This window comes from Bradyrhizobium sp. WSM1253, from assembly GCF_000244935.1.
In the GTDB taxonomy this organism is placed as follows: Bacteria; Pseudomonadota; Alphaproteobacteria; order Rhizobiales; family Xanthobacteraceae; genus Bradyrhizobium; species Bradyrhizobium canariense.
Window position 1 is genome coordinate 3,562,535 of the sequence record NZ_JH600073.1, and the last position, 18,062, is coordinate 3,580,596.

15 protein-coding genes are annotated in these 18,062 nt (G+C 64.2%); 2 read left to right on the top strand and 13 right to left on the bottom strand.

The window, feature by feature from the left end; translation table 11 throughout:
- Positions 1-336 precede the first annotated feature (336 nt).
- Positions 337-768 carry a phasin gene (locus BRA1253DRAFT_RS18275; RefSeq protein WP_007596705.1) on the bottom strand — a complete coding sequence of 144 codons (432 nt, stop codon included), beginning with the start codon at positions 766-768 and terminating at the stop codon, positions 337-339.
- 653 nt (positions 769-1,421) lie between these two features.
- On the opposite strand from BRA1253DRAFT_RS18275, the gene BRA1253DRAFT_RS18280 reads away from it, so the two are divergent.
- Positions 1,422-4,811 (top strand): PAS domain-containing protein, encoded by a 3,390-nt coding sequence (locus BRA1253DRAFT_RS18280; RefSeq protein WP_007596706.1) that lies wholly within the window; start codon positions 1,422-1,424, stop codon positions 4,809-4,811.
- Positions 4,812-4,943: 132 nt separating this feature from the next.
- Here the strand turns inward: BRA1253DRAFT_RS18280 and BRA1253DRAFT_RS18285 are convergent, their stop codons facing one another.
- The 11 genes from BRA1253DRAFT_RS18285 to BRA1253DRAFT_RS44505 all read right to left on the bottom strand — a co-directional run bounded on the left by BRA1253DRAFT_RS18285 (position 4,944) and on the right by BRA1253DRAFT_RS44505 (position 16,016).
- Positions 4,944-6,116 carry an acetyl-CoA C-acyltransferase gene (locus tag BRA1253DRAFT_RS18285; protein WP_007596708.1) on the bottom strand — a complete coding sequence of 391 codons (1,173 nt, stop codon included), beginning with the start codon at positions 6,114-6,116 and terminating at the stop codon, positions 4,944-4,946.
- Positions 6,117-6,269: 153 nt separating this feature from the next.
- Complete coding sequence (gene serA / locus BRA1253DRAFT_RS18290; RefSeq protein ID WP_007596714.1) at positions 6,270-7,859, bottom strand: phosphoglycerate dehydrogenase; 1,590 nt, start codon at positions 7,857-7,859, stop codon at positions 6,270-6,272.
- A gap of 114 nt (positions 7,860-7,973) precedes the next feature.
- Positions 7,974-9,146 (bottom strand): phosphoserine transaminase, encoded by a 1,173-nt coding sequence (locus BRA1253DRAFT_RS18295; RefSeq protein WP_007596715.1) that lies wholly within the window; start codon positions 9,144-9,146, stop codon positions 7,974-7,976.
- Between the two features lie 79 nt (positions 9,147-9,225).
- Positions 9,226-9,480, bottom strand: a complete 255-nt coding sequence (locus BRA1253DRAFT_RS18300) for a hypothetical protein (RefSeq protein ID WP_007596716.1) — start codon at positions 9,478-9,480, stop codon at positions 9,226-9,228.
- A gap of 111 nt (positions 9,481-9,591) precedes the next feature.
- The gene (locus BRA1253DRAFT_RS18305; protein ID WP_007596717.1) at positions 9,592-10,056 is read right to left on the bottom strand and encodes a GNAT family N-acetyltransferase; all 465 of its coding nucleotides are present in this window, start codon (positions 10,054-10,056) and stop codon (positions 9,592-9,594) included.
- A gap of 24 nt (positions 10,057-10,080) precedes the next feature.
- Entirely contained in the window at positions 10,081-10,671 is a 591-nt protein-coding gene (locus BRA1253DRAFT_RS18310) for a glutathione S-transferase family protein (RefSeq protein ID WP_007596718.1), read from the bottom strand.
- Between the two features lie 69 nt (positions 10,672-10,740).
- A complete protein-coding gene (locus BRA1253DRAFT_RS18315; RefSeq protein ID WP_007596719.1) occupies positions 10,741-11,562 on the bottom strand; it encodes an outer membrane protein in 822 nt (273 codons plus the stop codon).
- 167 nt (positions 11,563-11,729) lie between these two features.
- Complete coding sequence (locus BRA1253DRAFT_RS18320; protein ID WP_007596720.1) at positions 11,730-12,575, bottom strand: outer membrane protein; 846 nt, start codon at positions 12,573-12,575, stop codon at positions 11,730-11,732.
- Between the two features lie 235 nt (positions 12,576-12,810).
- Positions 12,811-14,058: an MFS transporter gene (locus tag BRA1253DRAFT_RS18325; RefSeq protein WP_007596721.1), complete on the bottom strand. Its 1,248-nt coding sequence runs from the start codon at positions 14,056-14,058 to the stop codon at positions 12,811-12,813.
- Positions 14,059-14,286: 228 nt separating this feature from the next.
- Positions 14,287-15,630, bottom strand: a complete 1,344-nt coding sequence (gene glmM / locus BRA1253DRAFT_RS18330) for a phosphoglucosamine mutase (RefSeq protein WP_007596723.1) — start codon at positions 15,628-15,630, stop codon at positions 14,287-14,289.
- 218 nt (positions 15,631-15,848) lie between these two features.
- Complete coding sequence (locus BRA1253DRAFT_RS44505; protein WP_007596725.1) at positions 15,849-16,016, bottom strand: hypothetical protein; 168 nt, start codon at positions 16,014-16,016, stop codon at positions 15,849-15,851.
- A gap of 131 nt (positions 16,017-16,147) precedes the next feature.
- Here BRA1253DRAFT_RS44505 and BRA1253DRAFT_RS18340 point away from each other — a divergent pair, with 131 nt between their 5' ends.
- Positions 16,148-17,284, top strand: coding sequence for an alpha-hydroxy acid oxidase (locus tag BRA1253DRAFT_RS18340; protein WP_007596727.1), 1,137 nt, complete (start codon positions 16,148-16,150; stop codon positions 17,282-17,284).
- Between the two features lie 154 nt (positions 17,285-17,438).
- Here the strand turns inward: BRA1253DRAFT_RS18340 and BRA1253DRAFT_RS18345 are convergent, their stop codons facing one another.
- Positions 17,439-18,062: a hypothetical protein gene (locus BRA1253DRAFT_RS18345; protein ID WP_007596729.1), complete on the bottom strand. Its 624-nt coding sequence runs from the start codon at positions 18,060-18,062 to the stop codon at positions 17,439-17,441.

The following is an 18,062-nucleotide window of genomic DNA, read 5'->3' on the forward strand; positions in this document are numbered from 1 at the left end:
AGGGAGACAGCATGCGAAAGATCACTGCGCAGCGCGCCAATCTTGACGCAGCCAAGAAAACCTGACCCAACTCCTCATGCCGGCAACGACACTCCGGCCGCCTTCGTCGGAACAGGTGGCCGCCTTCGATCGGAATGCATGGTCGCGTTCAATCGGAATCCCTGGCCGCAATCCCCGGAATCCGCACCGTAGCGAGGTTGCGCTCCCCTCGCCCGCTTGGTCGCGACAGTCCCCCTGAGGAAAGAGCCCTCTCCCGGCCTCTCCCGCAAGCGGGAGAGGTGAAGAAAAAACCCGGGCTTTAGGCCCGGGTTTCTTAATTCAGACGTCCCGGCCAGATCAGGCGGCGGGGTAGAGCTTCGCGGCAGAGGCCTTGATCGGCTCGGCGGCGGCAGTGGCAGCGCGCTGGGCGATCTCGGCGAGCTCCCTGGCCTGGGCCTGGAAGGTCTCGAGCTGCGCCTTGGAATGGTTGGTCCACAGCGCGAACGCATCCTGCGGCGCCTTCACGCTGAACAGCTCCTGGGTGAAGTCGAGATGAGCCTTGGTGTTGGCCTTCGCGAACTCCATCAGCTTGGCGGTGTATTCGCTCACGCCCTTGTGGGCGGACGAGAACACGGCCTCGACGGTGCCGTTGTGGGTCTCGGCGGCGTCCTTGAACTTGGCGTAGTTCTCGCGGGCCTGCGACACGCCCTTTTCGGCGAACGCACGCATCTGCTCGGGGACCTCGAACGGAATGATCGAGGCAGAAAACGGATCAGTCGCACCTGTCATGGTTTGTCCCTCACACTAATGAAAAAACGGAGTGAGCCTTCAGGCGCGCCCGCCGGCCAACTGGGTGACGGGTGCGAAGACTGGAAACACGAAACGAATGATGGCTCGCCCAGCGCGGGGGACCATGGCTGCCTAAAATGTCAACATTGTGCAACGCAATGGGTTTGGAGGGTGCGTTGCAAAATTTAATCTCGGGGAGGATGAGGTTCCCGGGCAGGGGAACCGGTGGTTGAGGGGGTTTGCGACGGCCAGCAGCGCTCTCTCCGTTCCCTCCCCCCTTGTGGGGGAGGGTCAGGGAGGGGGGTGCCACACGGGGATTCTGTCCGTCGCGCTCTGGGCCTCGGGGCAACGACTGAGACCTTTTGCTGGGCTTACCCCTCTCCCTAGCCCTCCCCCACAAGGGGGGAGGGAACGCAGTTGGGGTGGGGCGCTAGCTCGGCTTGATGCGATCGACCATCCGCACGCGCGAATCCTGCGGATGCAGCGCCGGCACGCCTTGCGGGCCTGGGGACATTAAGGTTATCGCGGCTTTAGGCCTTGCCGCCTAGGCTTGGGACGTGGACCTGCCCGCGGCTGCGGGCGATACTAACCCTTTCTTAAGGCTGCCATTCCCGGCAGCCTGATGCGCACAAGCGAGACGCGAAGCCAGTCGGATGACGAGTTCGGATTTCCAGTTGCGAGGCGTGGGCGATCCCCGGCTGGCCGTGCACGCGACTTCGCCGCTGCCCGCCTGGCTCTGGTCGATCGACGGCACGCGCGTGCTCTGGGCCAATCCGGTCGGGGCAAGACTGTTCGGCGCGGCCAATGCCACGGCGCTGGCGGACAGGGTTTTCGGCCCCACCGACAGCCATCGCCGCCAGATCATCCGGCTTGCCGGCCGGCTGCCTCCGAACGGGGCGATCCGGCTCGAACGGATGCGCGGCTTCGGCGCGCGGCTCGGCACGCTGATGACTTGCGCCTGCGCCCGGCTGGACTTCGCCGATGGCGGCCGCGCTGTGCTCGTTACCGCGATGGACCCGGGCTTGCGCACCATGCCGCTGGTCGAGCGCCTGCTTCGTCTCGTCGACGGCGCCAAGACGCCGATGGCGGCGTTCGCGCCCGATGGCCTGTTCGTCGGCGCCAGCGAAACGGCCCGCACCCTGCTCGGCTTCCGCGATCTCGGCGAAGCAGGCCTCGACCGGGCGCGCAGCGATGCGCTTCGCCAGGGCCGCGCCGAGACGCCGATCGGCATCGGCCAGATGGTGCTGCAGCGGGTCGGCAGCGGGGCCGATGTCGGGCTGGTCGCGCTGATCGAGCCTGCCGTGCAGCAGGCGGCGGCTGCGACTGATGACGTTAAAGCCGAGGCCGCTGAAGAGGTCGCGCGCGAAGACATTGTCCAGCGTGAGGCTGCGCCGCCTCCTGCTCCCGCCGCCGTGCCGGAGCATGTTCAAGCTGCGCCGTCGCACGATGCGCCATCCGAAATCGCGCTGTTCGACGCCTTTGCCGAGCCGGTCGGCGCGCCGGACGCAACGATCGCGCACGAACCGCCCGCGCGCGAGCCGGCCACTGAGATCGTCTCGATCCAGCAAGCCGTCGAGCAAGCGGCCGAGGCCGCGCCAGAAACTCCGGTTGAAAACTCGGCCGAAGCCATGGTGTCGCCGCAGGCCGCGCCGACCGTGACCGGCATGGTCGAGCCGCCGTCGGGCCACGAAGAGCCGCCCGCACCGCGTCAGCATCCGCTGCGCTTCCTCTGGAAGGTGGATGCAGAGGGCCGCTTTGTGCTTCTGTCCGACGAATTCATCCGCCTGATCGGCCCGCGCACGGCCGCCGGCTTCGACCGCCCCTGGCACGAGATCGCCGACGTATTCGCGCTCGACCCTGAAAGCCGCGTGGCGCAGGCGCTTGCGAGCAAGGACACCTGGGCCGGGATCACCGTGAACTGGCCGGTCGACGGCGGCGAGCATCTGCCGGTCGAGCTTGCCGGACTTCCGGTTTATGACGGCGACCGCAATTTCGCGGGCTTCAGGGGATTTGGCGTCTGCCGCGATCTCGATGGCCTCAACCGGCTCGATGCGCTCAGGCGTTTTGAGCTGCTGGCCGAACCGCAGGCGCCGCAAAGCCTGTCCGCCGATATGGTCGAACCCGAGCCAGAGGCGCCGCCTCCGCCGATCGAACCGCCCGCACCTGAGCCTGAGCCTGAGCCTGAAGCTAAACTGCCCGCCCCCCCAACCGACGCCAATTCACATCCAACCGATCCGGAAACGCCAGTGGAAACGCCTCCCAATGTCCTGCCGTTCCGCGCGCCCGGCGACACGCGATCGCCGACGCTGACGCCGGTCGAGAACAGCGCATTCAACGAGCTCGCCCGGCAATTGTCCGAGCGCCTCGAGCGCGACAAGGAAACCATCGCGGCATCGGCCGAACCGCCGGATGCCGAGATCACGCCCGAAGCGCCGACGCCGGAGCCCGAGCCCAAGTCTGAGACGCCGCACACGCCAGCCGAATGGCTGAGCGCGCCCGCGCCGCCGGCGCACGGCCACAGCCCGCGCGACCGCGCGCTGCTCGACCTGCTGCCATCAGGCATCCTGATCTACCGGCTCGACCGCCTGCTCTACGCCAACCCCGCGTTTCTCGCGCGCATGGGCTATGCCAGCCTGAGCGCCCTGGAGAACGCCGGCGGGCTGGATGCGCTCTATGTCGAGCCGGGCGTGTCCGCGGCCAGCAGCACATCGCAAGCAGGCACGCCTGTCACGATCAGCGCGACGCTCGCCAATGGCGAAGCGCCGCTGCCGACCACCGAAGCGCATCTGCACGCGATCGACTGGGACGGCGAGAGCGCGCACGCGCTGATCTGCGCGCTGCCGCAAGCAGCACCCGCTGCGCCCGTCGTTGCGGAGACCGTGATCGCAGAGACCATTGTCCCCGAGACCTTCCCGCCCGAGCCCGACGTCGGCGAGGCGGACGCGGAAGATCTCGCCGCGATCCTCGACACCACGGCCGAGGGCATCGTGATGTTCGATGCCGAAGGCAACATCCACGCCTGCAACCGCAGCGCCGAGGCGCTGTTCGGCTATGACGGCGAGACGCTGATGCAGCAGAATCTGGTGACGCTGTTCGCGCCGGAGAGCCAGCATGTCGTGATCGACTATCTCGAAAACCTCAAGAGCCAGGACATCGCGAGCCTGCTCGACCACGGCCGCGAGGTGCTGGGGCGCGAGAAGAAGGGCGGCGTCATTCCGCTCGCCATGATTATGGGCCGCACCAGGCCCGACGGCCCGAACTTCTTCGCCGTGTTCCGCGACCTCTCGCACAGCAAGCAGGGCGAGAGCGAGCTGACGCAGGCGCGACGCCTGGTCGACGGCGCGGCCAATGCCAAGGCCGACATGCTGGCGCGGATCAGCCACGAGATCCGCACGCCGCTCAACGCCATCATCGGCTTCTCGGAGGTGATGATTTCGGAACGCTTCGGCACGCTCGGCAACGAGCGCTACGGCGAGTACATGAAGGACATCCGCGCCTCCGGCGAGCGCGTCATCGCCATCATCGACGACCTGCTCGAGCTGTCGCGGATCGAGACCGGCAAGCTCGACCTCAACTTCGCCAACCTCAACCTCAACGATCTGGTCGAGGCCTGCGTGGTCGTGATGCAGCCGCAGGCCAATCGCGAGCGCATCATCATCCGCACCTCGCTCGGCCATGCGCTGCCGCAGGTGAGCGCGGATGCGCGCGCGATGCGGCAGATCACCATGAACCTGATCTCCAACTCGATCCGGCTCGCCAGCGCCGGCGGCCAGGTCATCGTCTCGACCGCCCTCACCGACCGCGGCGAGGTCGCACTTCGGATCCGCGACACCGGCCATGGCCTTACCGAGCGCGAAGTCGCCGCCGCGATGGAGCCGTTCCGGACGCCACCGCCCGGCGACGCCGAAGACAATTCGGCGCTGAGCCTGTCGCTGACCAAGGCCCTGGTCGAAGCCAACCGCGCCCGGTTCAACATCAAGAGCGCGGCGAACTCCGGCTCGCTGATCGAGGTGGTGTTCGCACCGGCGCTGGCGCAGGCTTAGCCTTCGCCACATCGTCGTCCCGGCGAAGGCCGGGGACGACCCGCGTTGAGAGAGCCCACAAGCACAAATCGCCCAAACAAAAGGGCACGGCGTTTGCGGCGCCGTGCCCATCGCATTCAATGAGTCTTCGCCTCAGCTATAAATCTCGAACAAGCCCGCGCCGCCCTGGCCGCCGCCGATGCACATCGTCACGACGCCCCATTTGGCCTTGCGGCGCTTGCCTTCCTGGAGGATGTGGCCGGTGAGACGTGCGCCGGTCATGCCGAAGGGATGGCCGATCGCGATCGAGCCGCCGTTGACGTTGTACTTGGCGGGATCGATGCCGAGCTTGTCGCGCGAATAGAGACACTGGCTGGCGAAGGCTTCGTTGAGCTCCCACAGATCGATGTCGTCGATCTTCAGGCCATGACGCTTCAACAGCTTCGGCACGGCAAAGATCGGGCCGATGCCCATCTCGTCCGGCTCGCAACCCGCCGCCGCCCAGGCGACGAAGCGGCCCATGGGATTGAGGCCGCGCTTCTCCGCGTCCTTGGCTTCCATCAGCACCACGGCCGCGGCACCGTCCGACAGCTGGCTGGCGTTGCCCGCCGTGACGAACTTGCCGGGGCCCCTGACCGGCTCGAGCTTGGCGAGACCTTCCAGCGTGGTCTCGGGCCGATTGCACTCGTCGCGGTCGACGACGTAATCGACGATCGACTCCGCTTTGGTCGCCTTGTCGACCACTTTCATCTTGGTCTTCATCGGAACGATCTCGTCCTTGAACTTGCCCGCCTGCTGCGCGGCGGCCATGCGGCGCTGCGATTCCAGCGAATACTCGTCCTGATATTCACGGCTGAGATTGTAGCGCTCGGCGACGATGTCGGCGGTGTCGATCATCGCCATGAAGATCGCCGGCGCCGTCTTGAGCAGCTCGGGATCGATCGATTCTTTCGGAGTCCCGCCGCCCGGCATCGAGATGCTCTCGACGCCGCCTGCGACGATGCAGTCGGAACCGTCCGAACGGATCGAGTTGGCGGCCATCGCGATGGTCTGGAGACCGGACGAGCAGAACCGGTTCACCGAGACGCCCCCGGTCGATTTCGGCATTCCTGCCAGCAGCGCGGCCTGGCGGCCGATGTTCGGCGCGCCATGGGCGCAATTGCCGAGATAGCAATCCTCGACATAGTCCTTCTCGACGCCGGCGCGATCGACCGCGTGGTGGATGGCGTGGGCCGCGAGCGACATCGGCGGGGTGATGTTGAACCCGCCGCGGCCGGATTTCGCGAGGCCCGTGCGTGCATAGGAAACGATGACGGCTTCACGCATTGTTTTCTCCCTTTTCGAACGATTTTGAACGGAGCGTCGGTCGACGTCTTCTCGGCGCCATTGGTACACAATGTCCAGCGGTCGCGGGAGAAATAAAAACGCCGCCCTCGCGAGAGGGCGGCGTTGTTCCGCGGGTCGGAATATGTCGGCGTATCAGAACGTCAGCGCCTTGACCTGCTTGACCTGCGGCAGGGCCTGCACCTTGGCGAGCAGATCCGCCGGCACGGCACCGTCGACCTCGATCAGTGCGATGGCATCGGAGCCCGGCGCAACTCGGCCGAGATGGAAGGTCGCGATGTTGATCTTGGCATCGCCCAAGAGGCTTGCGAACTTGCCGATGAAGCCCGGCTTGTCCTCGTTGGTCACGTAGATCATCGACTTGCCAAATTCAGCGTCGACGCGGATGCCCTTGATGTCGACCAGGCGCGGCTTGCCGTCGGCATAGACCGTGCCCGAGACCGACCGCTCCTGCCGCTCGGTGGTGACCGTGACGGTGATCAGGCTTTCATAGTCGCTCTGGGCGGCGCGGACGATCTCGTCCACCACCATGCCGCGCTCCTTGGCGACGACGGGCGCGGAGACGACGTTGACCTCGCCCAGCATCGGCCGCAGCAGGCCGGACAGCACGGCGGAGGTGATCGCCTTGATCTTCATCTCGGCGACGTGGCCCTCATAGGTGATCTCCACCTTGAGGATGCCGCTCTCGGTCAGCTGTCCGGCGAACGAGCCGAGCTTTTCGGCGAGCGCGATGAACGGCTTCAGCTTCGGGGCCTCTTCCGCCGTGATCGAGGGGAAGTTGACGGCATTCGAGATCGCGCCGGTGAGCAGGTAATCCGACATCTGCTCGGCGACCTGAAGTGCGACGTTCTCCTGCGCCTCGGTGGTGGACGCGCCGAGATGCGGCGTGCAGATCACGTTGGGATGACCGAACAGCACGTTCGCGGTGGCGGGCTCCTCGACAAAGACGTCGAAGGCGGCACCTGCGATGTGCTTGGAATTCAAAGCGTCGACCACGGCCTGCTCGTCGACGAGGCCGCCGCGGGCGCAGTTGATCAGGCGCACGCCCTTCTTCATCTTGGCGATCGCGGATGCGTCGATGATGTTCTTGGTCTTCTCGGTCAGCGGGGTGTGCAGCGTGATGAAGTCGGCACGCTTCAAGAGATCGTCGAGCTCGACCTTCTCAACGCCGATGTCCCTGGCGCGTTCCGGCGACAGGAACGGATCGAACGCGATCACCTTCATGCGCAGGCCGAGCGCGCGGTCGGCGACGATCGAGCCGATGTTGCCGCAGCCGACGACGCCGAGCATCTTGCCGGTGATCTCGACGCCCATGAAGCGGTTCTTTTCCCATTTGCCGGCCTGGGTCGAAGCGTCCGCCTGCGGAATCTCGCGCGCCAGCGCCAGCATCAGGGTGATGGCGTGCTCGGCGGTCGTGATCGAATTGCCGAACGGCGTGTTCATCACGATGATGCCCTTGGCCGTGGCGGCGGGAATCTCGACGTTGTCGACGCCGATGCCGGCGCGGCCGATCACCTTGAGGTTGGTCGCCTTCTCGAGGATCTTCGCGGTCGCCTTGGTCGCCGAGCGGATCGCGAGGCCGTCGTAATTGCCGATGATCTCGGCGAGCTTGTCCTTGTCCTTGCCGAGGTTGGGCTGGAAGTCGACCTCGACACCGCGGTCTTTGAAGATCTGTACGGCGGCGGGAGAGAGCGCGTCGGAAATGAGAACTTTGGGTTTGGTCATGGGAATGTGTCCTCTGCCTTCCTCAAGGGAAGGGCCTTAGACCGGATTGGATGAATGTCTCGGAGCACTTTTCTCCCTCTCCCCGCAAGAACGGGGAGAGGCGAAGAAAGAAACTTACGCCGCCTTGGCGAGCGTGGCCTTGGTCTCGGCGAAGGCCCAGTCGATCCACTGTGTCAGCAGCGCGACATCGCTGGCCTCGACGGTGGCGCCGCACCAGATCCGCAGGCCGGCGGGCGCATCGCGGTAGTAGGCGAAGTCGTAGCCCGCGCCCTCCTTCTCGACCAGCGCCACCAGCTTCTTGGAGAAGTCGGCCTGCGCGTCCTCGGAGAGCGAGGTGATCGCGGGATCGGTGAACTTCAGGCACACCGAAGTGTTGGAGCGGATCGCGGCGTCCTTGGCGAGGAAGTCGATCCAGGGCGTCTTCGCCTTCCAGTCGGCGAGTACCTTGGTGTTGGCGTCGGCGCGCGCGATCAGCGCCTTCAGGCCGCCGATCGACTTGGCCCAGGTCAGCGCGTCGAGATAATCCTCGACGCAGAGCATCGACGGCGTGTTGATGGTCTCGCCGACGAAAATGCCTTCGTTGATCTTGCCGCCCTTGGTCATGCGGAAAATCTTCGGCAACGGCCAGGCCGGCTTGTAGGTTTCGAGCCGCTCCACCGCGCGGGGCGACAGGATCAGCATGCCGTGCGCGGCTTCGCCGCCGAGCGCCTTCTGCCAGGAGAAGGTGACGACGTCGAGCTTGGCCCAGTCGAGGGGTTGTGCGAACGCGGCCGAGGTGGCGTCGCAAATGGTCAGGCCTTCGCGGCTCGCGCTGATCCAGTCGGCGTTCGGCACGCGCACGCCCGAGGTGGTGCCGTTCCAGGTGAAGACGACGTCGGACTTCGGATCGACCTTGGAGAGATCCGGGAGTTCACCGTAAGCCGCGTTGAGCTTGGTGACGTCCTTGAGCTTCAATTCCTTGACGATGTCGCTGACCCAGCCCTCGCCGAAGGATTCCCAAGCGAGCGTGGTGACGGGCCGCGCACCCAGCATCGACCACAGTGCCATCTCGACCGCGCCGGTATCGGACGCCGGCACGATGCCGATGCGATAATCGGCGGGCACTTCGAGCACCTCGCGCGTCAAATCGATCGCGAGCTTGAGCTTGGTCTTGCCGACCTTCGCGCGATGCGAACGGCCGAGCGCTGCGTCCTTGAGGTTTTGGGCATTCCATCCGGGGCGCTTGGCGCAGGGGCCGGAGGAAAAATGCGGCACGTTCGGCCGCGAAGCGGGCTTCGCTACAGTCATCGTCTACCCTTCCAGATAGTAAGCCTCCCGTTGGGGGGAGGTGTCCCGCCGCGGCTGATACGGGAATCGGGAAGACCAGTCAAGGAAGTTCCGGGACCTCACGCGCGAATGATGGCGCCTCCGGTGCGATTTTAGGGGATTCGACCACGGCCAGCGCGTTCAACAAGTCCGTGGCATCGTTGATCAATTGCGCGGCGCGGCGCCGGCTGCCGACTTTCAAAATGCATTTGTCATTGGCCTGCACGGCGTAGTCGTTGCCGACCTTGATCATCGAATAGCTTGTCATCGAAATCCCCGAACCGACCGAGCCCGGTTTCAGACGCTCGCGTAGCACCGTTCGTTCCTGGTTCCACGTGAACGTCGAACGGGTAGTTTATCAGCTCTTAACATGAACGTATGCGCGATCCGATTTCACTGATCGCGCAACGCTCATTGGCGTGCTGCGTCAAAAGCGGACAGTCATGCCGACGTGACTCGCCGTGAACCCAAGCCGCTTGTAGAAGCGCTGCGCATCTGTTCGCGTCTGATGCGTCAGCAGTTCGACCAAATTGCAGCCGCGCGCTTTCGCTTCCGTCACCGCCCATTGCACCAATTGCTCGCCGATGCCGCGGCTGCGCCAATCGGAAGCAACGCGGACGTCTTCGAGCAAACCGCGCAAGCCGCCTTGCGAGCTGAGACCCGGCAGGATCGCGAGCTGCAGGCAGCCGACCACCCTGCCCTCGCTCTCGGCAACCACGAGCTGGATATTTTGATCGCGCTCGACCCGCGCGAATGCCTCGTAATAGGACGCAGGCAACGGATCTTCCACGCGCTCGCGTGCGCTCCCGAGATGATCGTCGGCGAGCATCGCCACGATCGCAGCAACATCCTCACGGCGCGCGGGACGAATGGAAACGGATTCGGTGTTCATTGAGTTACTCCTGCCTCAGCGCGCCTAACGCACCTTGGGAAGCCCGAGAAAGGTCTCGGCTTCGCCGATCCAGCGGCGGATGGCGGCATAACGACCGAGATCGAAGCCGCCTTCATGCGCGACGCGCGTATAGGCAAGCAGCGAGACGTCGGCGAGCGAAACTGCATCGCCGGCGAAGAAGCGGCTTGCCGCCAGATGCTGCTCCATGCGATCGAGCGCCGCATAGCCGCGCTTGACCTTTTCAGGGTCGAGCTCGGAGGCGTCCCTGCCGAGATAGACGAGCTGGAAGCGGCACACCGCGATATAGGGCTCGTGGCTGTATTGTTCCCAGAACAGCCATTCGTCCATCTTCGCGGCAGTGAAGGCATCGCGCGGAATGAGCGCACTGTCGCGCGCGAGATAGCGGATGATGGCATTGGATTGCGCCAGCGTGCGACCTTCGTCGAAGGCCACCGTCGGCACCTGGCCGGCGCCGTTCATCCTCAGGAATTGCGGCGTGCGGCTTTCGCCCTTGCGAGTGTCGATCTCGATCCACTGATAGGGCAGCGCGAGCTTATCGCAGACCCACTTCACCTTCAGACAATTGCCGGAATTGGTATCGCCGTAGATCCGCATCGCTGCCCCCGCGTTCGGCGACAGAGCATCAGGACGGAGGCGGCCTGTCAATCGCGGCGCGCACGCGCGTCAGAACTTGTAGCCGAGACCGGCGCGGACGGTATTGATGCTGGTGTCGACTGATGACGTAAAGCGAACGTATTCCCACTCCGCCCGCAGAAACAGGCCTGCACACAGCATCGCATCGACACCAATACCGGTGGAGTAGCCATAGATCAGGTGACTATAGAGACCATCTGTGGCGGACAGATTGACATTGATTGTTTGAAAGGGCGCCGACTGGTTGAACTGAGTCCCGGTGATCTCGGCAGTCTTGGTGATGTTGGCTTGCCCAAGTGCAATGCCTCCGAACAGATAAGGCAAGAAAGAGCCGACGGCGTAGCCGCCGCGAATGCGGAGCGTTCCCATATCGGAGATCGCTATCGAGCTCGTGCTTTTGTACGTGATGTCGTCCAGAAAACTCAGAGGATCGACAAAGGAGCGCCCCATGGTGCCGGTCGCCGAGCCGCCGAACTTGCCATGTATGTAATTGACCTCGACGCCGAGCACGACATCGTCCCATTGCCCGTTGTAACCGGCGAAGGCGCCATAGCCATGACCATGTGATGACACCTTGCCGCCGCCCACTGGCCAGCTCGATACCTGTCCGCCGGCTTCGATCGAAGTATTGGCAAGCAAGGCAGCCGCAACAGTTCTAGTAGAACCGGTGAAATTCATATCGGATGTCCCGTAGCTTCCCTGGGCGCCGATATAGCTTCCTTGCCAGTTGACGTTGGAGTTGCTCAAGCCGTCTGTGAAGCCGCCGCGCAGGATCGGCAGGTCAGAGAGATCAGCCGCGTGCGCCGCAGAGATCGTCCCCAACATCGCCGCCGCCAACAAAAGCCTACGCATCGAACGCTCCATCGAACTCGAACTTTCGCTCGTGATCATGGCTCGTTAACCTTAACCAATGGTTGCGTCGGAGCCTTTCGTCGCCGCCCGCCATGAAAAATACGCAAAGCAAAACGGCGCGGGATGATCCCGCGCCGTTAAGAAGTCCTAACCGATCAGGCTGACGATCAGCCCTTGGTGACGAGCGGCGGCATGTAGGCCGGCGGGCTGTCGAGATTCCAGCGCACGCCGAGCTTCAGGTCGTGCGAGGTGATGTCCTTGAACTTGAAGACGTTGCCCGTGGTTCCCCCGGTGTAGGTCGACAAAACACCGGTTTGCCCCTCACCCATATCGACATAGCTATAGGCAAGTTCGAGGACGAGGTTGGGATTGACCTTGTATGCGAGACCCGCGTGGGCAGCCCACGCCAAGTTCCACTTCGAACCGGTCGGTGCGCTCGAGAAGCTCGCGGTCGAGAACGCAAGATCGTTGATGCCGGTGTCGGTGAAGTTCGAGATGGAGACGCGTGCGCCGCCAACGCCCGCGCCGATGAACGGCGTGATGCACCACCAGGTGCCCAGGTCGACATACGCGTTCGCCAACACCAGCCATTCGGACTTGGATGCACTGTAATTGTCGATCCCGCTGTAGGGCACGCCGCCCGCGGTTCCGGTGAAACGATCCGTTCCCTTGAAATTCGAATTGCCGCGATACTGCCCGGTCACGTCCGCGCGGAACCAATTGTTGAACCGGTAACCCGCGCCGAGCCCAAAGATGCCGGCCGTGTCGAACGACGCCTGCTGATTGAACGAGGTGAGCTGCGAATAGGCGGACTCGCGACCGTAGTGGAGATCGCTTGTCTTCTGATTGCTGAAGCCGACGTCGCCGCGCAGATACCAGCCACCGAAATCGGCGGGCGGAGCCGGGGGCGCGTACATCGGAGGGGGCGCCGCGATCGGCATGTCGGCGGCGAACGCCATCGATGAGATCAGGGTTGCCGCACCCGCGGCAAGGAGAGACTTAACGCTACGCATTGGCTTCGTCCTTTTGGCCGGTGAGGCAAATACGGCGCCTCACGTTCTGGAAACTCACGGCCCGGACGATGCCAGCAAATGTTTAAGCGCCACTTAACCCTAATTTTTAAGGTTGATTTTTTCTAACTGCACACGCGCGTGCGGCGCGAGCGTTGCAAAAATGCAGCGCAAATACGACGCCGTCGCCGCATTTCCTAACGATGTATGAAGCCGCGTTGCAGCAAGACAGGATATGTTAACGCGCGTGCCGCGGCAGCTTGGGCAGGAACACCGCAAGCAGGCCGATCGCCGGGAGGTAAGCGCAGACCTGGTAGACGAACGCGATCGAGGTGTGGTCGGCGAGCTTGCCGAGCACGGCGGCGCCCAAGCCGCCGATGCCGAAGGCGACACCGAAGAACACGCCGGAGATCATGCCGAAGCGATGCGGCACCAGCTCCTGCGCGAACACGATGATCGATGACGTCGTCGAGGAGATGATCAGGCCGATGATCACTGATAGCACCGCGCTCGCATAGAGCCCGGCATAGGGCAGCGCCAGCGTGAACGGCAGCGCCCCCAGGATCGAGATCCAGATCACGATCTTGCGGCCGAAGCGATCGCCCAGGGGACCACCGAGAAAAGCGCCGACCGCGTTCGCGGCGAGGAAAATGAAGAGATACATCTGCGCGGCTTGCGTCGACACGCCGAAGCGGTCGATCAGATAAAAGATGTAGTAGCTCGACAGGCTCGAGACGTAGAGCTGTTTCGAGAACAGCAGCGCGACCAGCACGAGGAGCGCAACGACGACGCGACGCGAGCTCGGCGCGTCGGGATGGGCTTGAGCGACCGCGGTCTTCTTCGCCTTGATCTGCGGTTCGTACCAGCGGCCGATGCGCCAGAGGATGAGGATCGCGAGGAAGGCGATCGAGGAGAACCAGGCGATGCTGCCCTGCCCGAACGGCACGACGATGAGCGCGGCGAGCACCGGTCCCATCGAGGTGCCAAAACTGCCGCCGAGCTGGAACACCGATTGCGCAAAACCGTAGCGGCCGCCGGAGGCGAGCCGCGCGATGCGCGCCGATTCCGGGTGAAACACCGCCGAGCCGAGGCCGACCAGCGCGGCGGCGACGAGGATGACCAGATATTGGTGGGCGGCACTGAGCAGCAGCAGACCGAAGAAGGTCGAGGCCATGCCGATCGACAGCGAATAGGGCTGCGCCTTCTTGTCGGTGTAGTGGCCGACCACCGGCTGGAGCAGCGAGGCCGTGAACTGGAAGGCCAGCGTGATCATGCCGATCTGCGCGAAGTCGAGTGCGTAGGTGTCCTTCAGGATCGGATACACGGAAGCGATCAGCGACTGCATGGTGTCGTTGAGAAAGTGCGAGAAGCTGATGCCGGCAAGCACGACATAGGCCGGCCCTGCGGCCTTGGCGGCGGATGCCACGTCGCTGACGATGACGGGCTCGGTCAGCGTTTCCTCTGAGACGACGACTGGCTTGTTCAATGGAGCATCCCGGCCGGCGCGGCAGATTGCCGCGACAAGCTAGTTACGCTGCGCGCGGCGAGCGATCCACCGCCAATCGTCGATGGCTGGGATGCGCTTCGCTCTTCCCGCCTGAGGGAGTTCGTAGCCCGGATGGAGCGCAGCGCAATCCGGGGCCGTTCGCCCGTTGCACGAATCCCGGATTTCGCTGCGCTCCATCCGGGCTACGATCGTGCTTCGCGATGCGCCTCAGGCCGCGGCCTGCCCGAGTGCGGAAACGATGGTGTCGACGACGTCCTCGACCAGGATGCGATCCTCGCCCTCGCCCATGACGCGGATCACCGGCTCGGTGCCGGAGGAGCGGATCAGCAGGCGGCCGTGGCCGTTGAGCCGCTGCTCGCCGTCGGAGATCGCCGATTTGACGTCGGAATTGTCGAGCGGCTTGCCGCCCTTGTGACGGACGTTCTTCAGAATCTGCGGCAGCGGATCGAAGCGGTGGCAGACTTCCGACACCGGCCGGCGCAGCTTCTGCACCACGGCAAGCACCTGCAATGCGGCCACGAAGCCGTCGCCGGTGGTGGCGTAGTCGGACAGGATGATGTGGCCGGACTGCTCGCCCCCGAGATTGTAGCCGCCGTTCAGCATCTGCTCGAGCACGTAGCGATCGCCGACCGGCGTGCGCACGAGATCGAGCCCCTGCGCATTGAGGAAGCGCTCGAGCCCGAGGTTCGACATCACGGTGGCGACGATGCCCGATCGCGACAGCCGGCCGTCTTCCTTCCAGCTCTGCGCGATCACCGCGAGCAGCTGGTCGCCATCGACGATGTGGCCGCGCTCGTCGACCAGGATGACGCGATCGGCGTCACCGTCGAGCGCGATGCCGATGTCGGCGCGCATCTCGCGCACCTTCTTCGACAGCGCTTCCGGCGAGGTGGAGCCGCATTCCTTGTTGATGTTGAAGCCGTCGGGCTCGACTCCGATCGCAATCACGTCGGCGCCCAGCTCCCACAGCGCTTCCGGTACCACCTTGTAGGCGGCGCCGTTGGCGCAATCGACCACGACGCGCAGGCCGTCGAGCGACAGATCGCGCGGCAGCGTGCGCTTGGCGAATTCGATGTAGCGATCATGCACGCCATCGATGCGGCGGGCGCGGCCGAGGCTGGCGCTCTGGGCAAGACGCTTGTCGATGGGCTCGTCGAGCAGCTGCTCGATCTGCTTCTCGACGTCGTCGGAGAGCTTGAAGCCCTGCGGGCCGAACAGCTTGATGCCGTTGTCCTCGAACAGGTTGTGCGACGCGGAGATCATCACGCCGAGATCGGCGCGCATCGACTTGGTCAGCATCGCGACCGCCGGTGTCGGCATCGGGCCGACCAGCAGCACATCCATGCCGACCGAGGTGAAGCCCGCAACCATGGCGTATTCGATCATGTAGCCGGACAAGCGGGTGTCCTTGCCGATCACGACCCTGTGGCGGTGGTCACCGCGCTGAAACGCCAGGCCTGCGGCTTGGCCGACCTTGAGCGCGAGCTCCGGCGTGATCAGCCCGTTGGCGCGGCCCCGGATCCCGTCCGTCCCGAAATATTTGCGGCTCATATCGTCCCCCACGCGACAACCAGGGATCCCAAGACAACCTGCGGGTGCCCTGGCGGGACCCGCATCCCTGATTTGCTGAGGTCTTATAAAGCCATCGCGGCTAACTTGGCTTCAAAAAATATGATGAATCATTACGGAACCGGACGTACCCCGGCCCCGATAACGCCTTGTTAACGTTATATTTCCGGTGAGGACGCCGGAACAGGGCGGAACCGCGCCTAGTCCGAGCGCTTCACATGGCCGTCCCCGCGGCTCGGCGCCGGCTGGGTGACATTGACGGGATCGGAGCCCGGAAAGGTCTCTTCCAGACCTTCTTCCAGCGCCTCCTCGAGATCATGCTTCTCCTTGATCTCCTCCGGCGTCGGTCCGGTGTGCGGCCTGGTCATGGCGCCCTCCTCCAAAAGATTTTCAAACGATTTGGCTGTGCATCCAACCATGCTAGATGACCCCTCGATCTTCCGATGCAAGAGTCTTCCAGTACAAGACTCTTGATAGAAGACGGGCCGGGGAAACGTTCATGAAGCACATCACCTGTATCGACGATCTTCGCACACTGCATCAGCGCCGCGTGCCGAAGGCGTTTTTCGATTATTGCGACCGCGGCTCCTACGCCGAGGAAACGCTGCGCGCCAACCGCGATGACATGCAGGCCATCAAGTTCCGCCAGCGCATCCTGGTCGACGTCTCCAAACGCGACACCGCGACCACGATCCTCGGCGAGCCCTCGACCATGCCGCTGATACTCGCGCCGGTAGGCCTGCTCGGCATGCAGCATGGCGATGGCGAGATCCATGCCTGCCGCGCCGCGCAAGCCGCCGGTATCCCGTTCACGCAGTCGACGATGTCGATCTGCTCGATCGAAGACATCGCGGCCAGTGTCGAGAAGCCGTTCTGGTTCCAGCTCTACGTGATGAAGGACCGCGGCTTCATCAAGGAACTGATCCAGCGCGCGATCGCGGCGAAATGCTCCGCGCTGGTGCTGACAGTCGATCTCCAGGTCATCGGCCAGCGCCACGCCGACATCAAGAACGGCATGACGGTTCCGCCGGAATGGTCGCTCTCGAAGCTGATCGACTTTGCCACCAAGCCGACCTGGGTGTCGGGCGTGCTCCGGGGCAAGCGCCGCACCTTCGGTAACATCGCCGGACATGTGAAGAACACCGGGGATCTCAATCGCCTCGCCGAGTGGACGGCGTCGCAGTTCGACACGTCGTTGAACTGGAAGGACGTCGAGTGGGTCCGCAGCATCTGGCCGGGCAAGCTGATCATCAAGGGCATTCTGGACGTCGAGGACGCGGAGGAAGCCGCCAAGACCGGCGCGCAGGCTCTCGTCGTATCGAACCACGGCGGCCGTCAGCTCGACGGCGCGCCGTCATCGATCGAGGTGCTGCCCGAGATCGCCGAGGCGGTCGGTGACAGGATGGAGATCATGTTCGACGGCGGCATCCGCTCCGGTCAAGACGTGATGCGCGCGCTCGCGCTCGGCGCAAAGTCCTGCATGATCGGCCGCGCTTACGCCTATGGCCTGGGCGCCGGCGGCCAGGCCGGCGTCGCCAAGGCGATCGACATCATCCAGAAGGAGCTGCTCACCACCATGGGCCTGTGCGGCGTCAACAGGATTGACGAGATCGACGAACATATCATTGCGATGTGAACCGCAGCGGCAGTGCTGTAGGGTGGGTTAGCTCTGCGGCTGCGCGAAGCGCGGTCGCTGAGCGTAACCCACCAACTTCGGTCCGCATTTGCGGAAGCATGGTGGGTTACGGCTTCGCCTAACCCACCCTACAAATCTCCGCTTGGCGCGCTCCTCACATCGGCGGCGTCACCCCATCGCGGCCGACGTTGACGCGGTTGGCTTCCAGCGAACCATCGTCCTTCTTCACCGCGCCGAAAATGATCAGCTTGGCGCCGGGCTTGAGCTCGGATTTGTCGCTGGCGACGAAGGTGACGATCGGCGTGTCCGGAGGCACCACGACTTTCTTCTCGCCGTCCTTGTACTTGACCGTGATGTTCTGGCCGTCGGTGCCCTTCACCGTCTGCGCCACGGTGGCGTTGGTCATGGTCGAGTTGGCGCGCACGTCCCAGGGACGAAAGCCTTCGGCCGCGCCGCGCTGGTTTTCGGGGAAGATGTGCACCGCGATCGCCTTCTGAGTGCCGTCGGGCTCCGGCAGGCCGGTGACGCCGATATAGGAGCCGTCCTTGATCTCCGACAACGACGTCTTCACCACCGCGAAGACGGCGACGTTGTCGGTCATGCGCACCTTCACGTCGCTGCCTTCGCGGGTCTTGATGCCGAGCGTGTTGCCGTCGACGCTCTCGATGGTGCCGCGGATGCGCACCGTCGGCGTCTGCTGCGCCAGGGCGGATGACGTGACGATGCAGGCCGCGAATGCGGCCATGCCAATGCGTGATATCCAGCTTCTCTTCGACAT

Excerpts from the sequence above, each read along its gene's own strand:
- BRA1253DRAFT_RS18275 (WP_007596705.1), bottom strand. The coding sequence starts at position 768 with ATGACAGGTGCGACTGATCCGTTTTCTGCCTCGATCATTCCGTTCGAG.
- BRA1253DRAFT_RS18280 (WP_007596706.1), top strand. The coding sequence starts at position 1,422 with ATGACGAGTTCGGATTTCCAGTTGCGAGGCGTGGGCGATCCCCGGCTG.
- BRA1253DRAFT_RS18285 (WP_007596708.1), bottom strand. The coding sequence starts at position 6,116 with ATGCGTGAAGCCGTCATCGTTTCCTATGCACGCACGGGCCTCGCGAAA.
- serA (WP_007596714.1), bottom strand. The coding sequence starts at position 7,859 with ATGACCAAACCCAAAGTTCTCATTTCCGACGCGCTCTCTCCCGCCGCC.
- BRA1253DRAFT_RS18295 (WP_007596715.1), bottom strand. The coding sequence starts at position 9,146 with ATGACTGTAGCGAAGCCCGCTTCGCGGCCGAACGTGCCGCATTTTTCC.
- BRA1253DRAFT_RS18305 (WP_007596717.1), bottom strand. The coding sequence starts at position 10,056 with ATGAACACCGAATCCGTTTCCATTCGTCCCGCGCGCCGTGAGGATGTT.
- BRA1253DRAFT_RS18310 (WP_007596718.1), bottom strand. The coding sequence starts at position 10,671 with ATGCGGATCTACGGCGATACCAATTCCGGCAATTGTCTGAAGGTGAAG.
- BRA1253DRAFT_RS18315 (WP_007596719.1), bottom strand. The coding sequence starts at position 11,562 with ATGCGTAGGCTTTTGTTGGCGGCGGCGATGTTGGGGACGATCTCTGCG.
- BRA1253DRAFT_RS18320 (WP_007596720.1), bottom strand. The coding sequence starts at position 12,575 with ATGCGTAGCGTTAAGTCTCTCCTTGCCGCGGGTGCGGCAACCCTGATC.
- glmM (WP_007596723.1), bottom strand. The coding sequence starts at position 15,630 with ATGAGCCGCAAATATTTCGGGACGGACGGGATCCGGGGCCGCGCCAAC.
- BRA1253DRAFT_RS44505 (WP_007596725.1), bottom strand. The coding sequence starts at position 16,016 with ATGACCAGGCCGCACACCGGACCGACGCCGGAGGAGATCAAGGAGAAG.
- BRA1253DRAFT_RS18340 (WP_007596727.1), top strand. The coding sequence starts at position 16,148 with ATGAAGCACATCACCTGTATCGACGATCTTCGCACACTGCATCAGCGC.
- BRA1253DRAFT_RS18345 (WP_007596729.1), bottom strand. The coding sequence starts at position 18,062 with ATGTCGAAGAGAAGCTGGATATCACGCATTGGCATGGCCGCATTCGCG.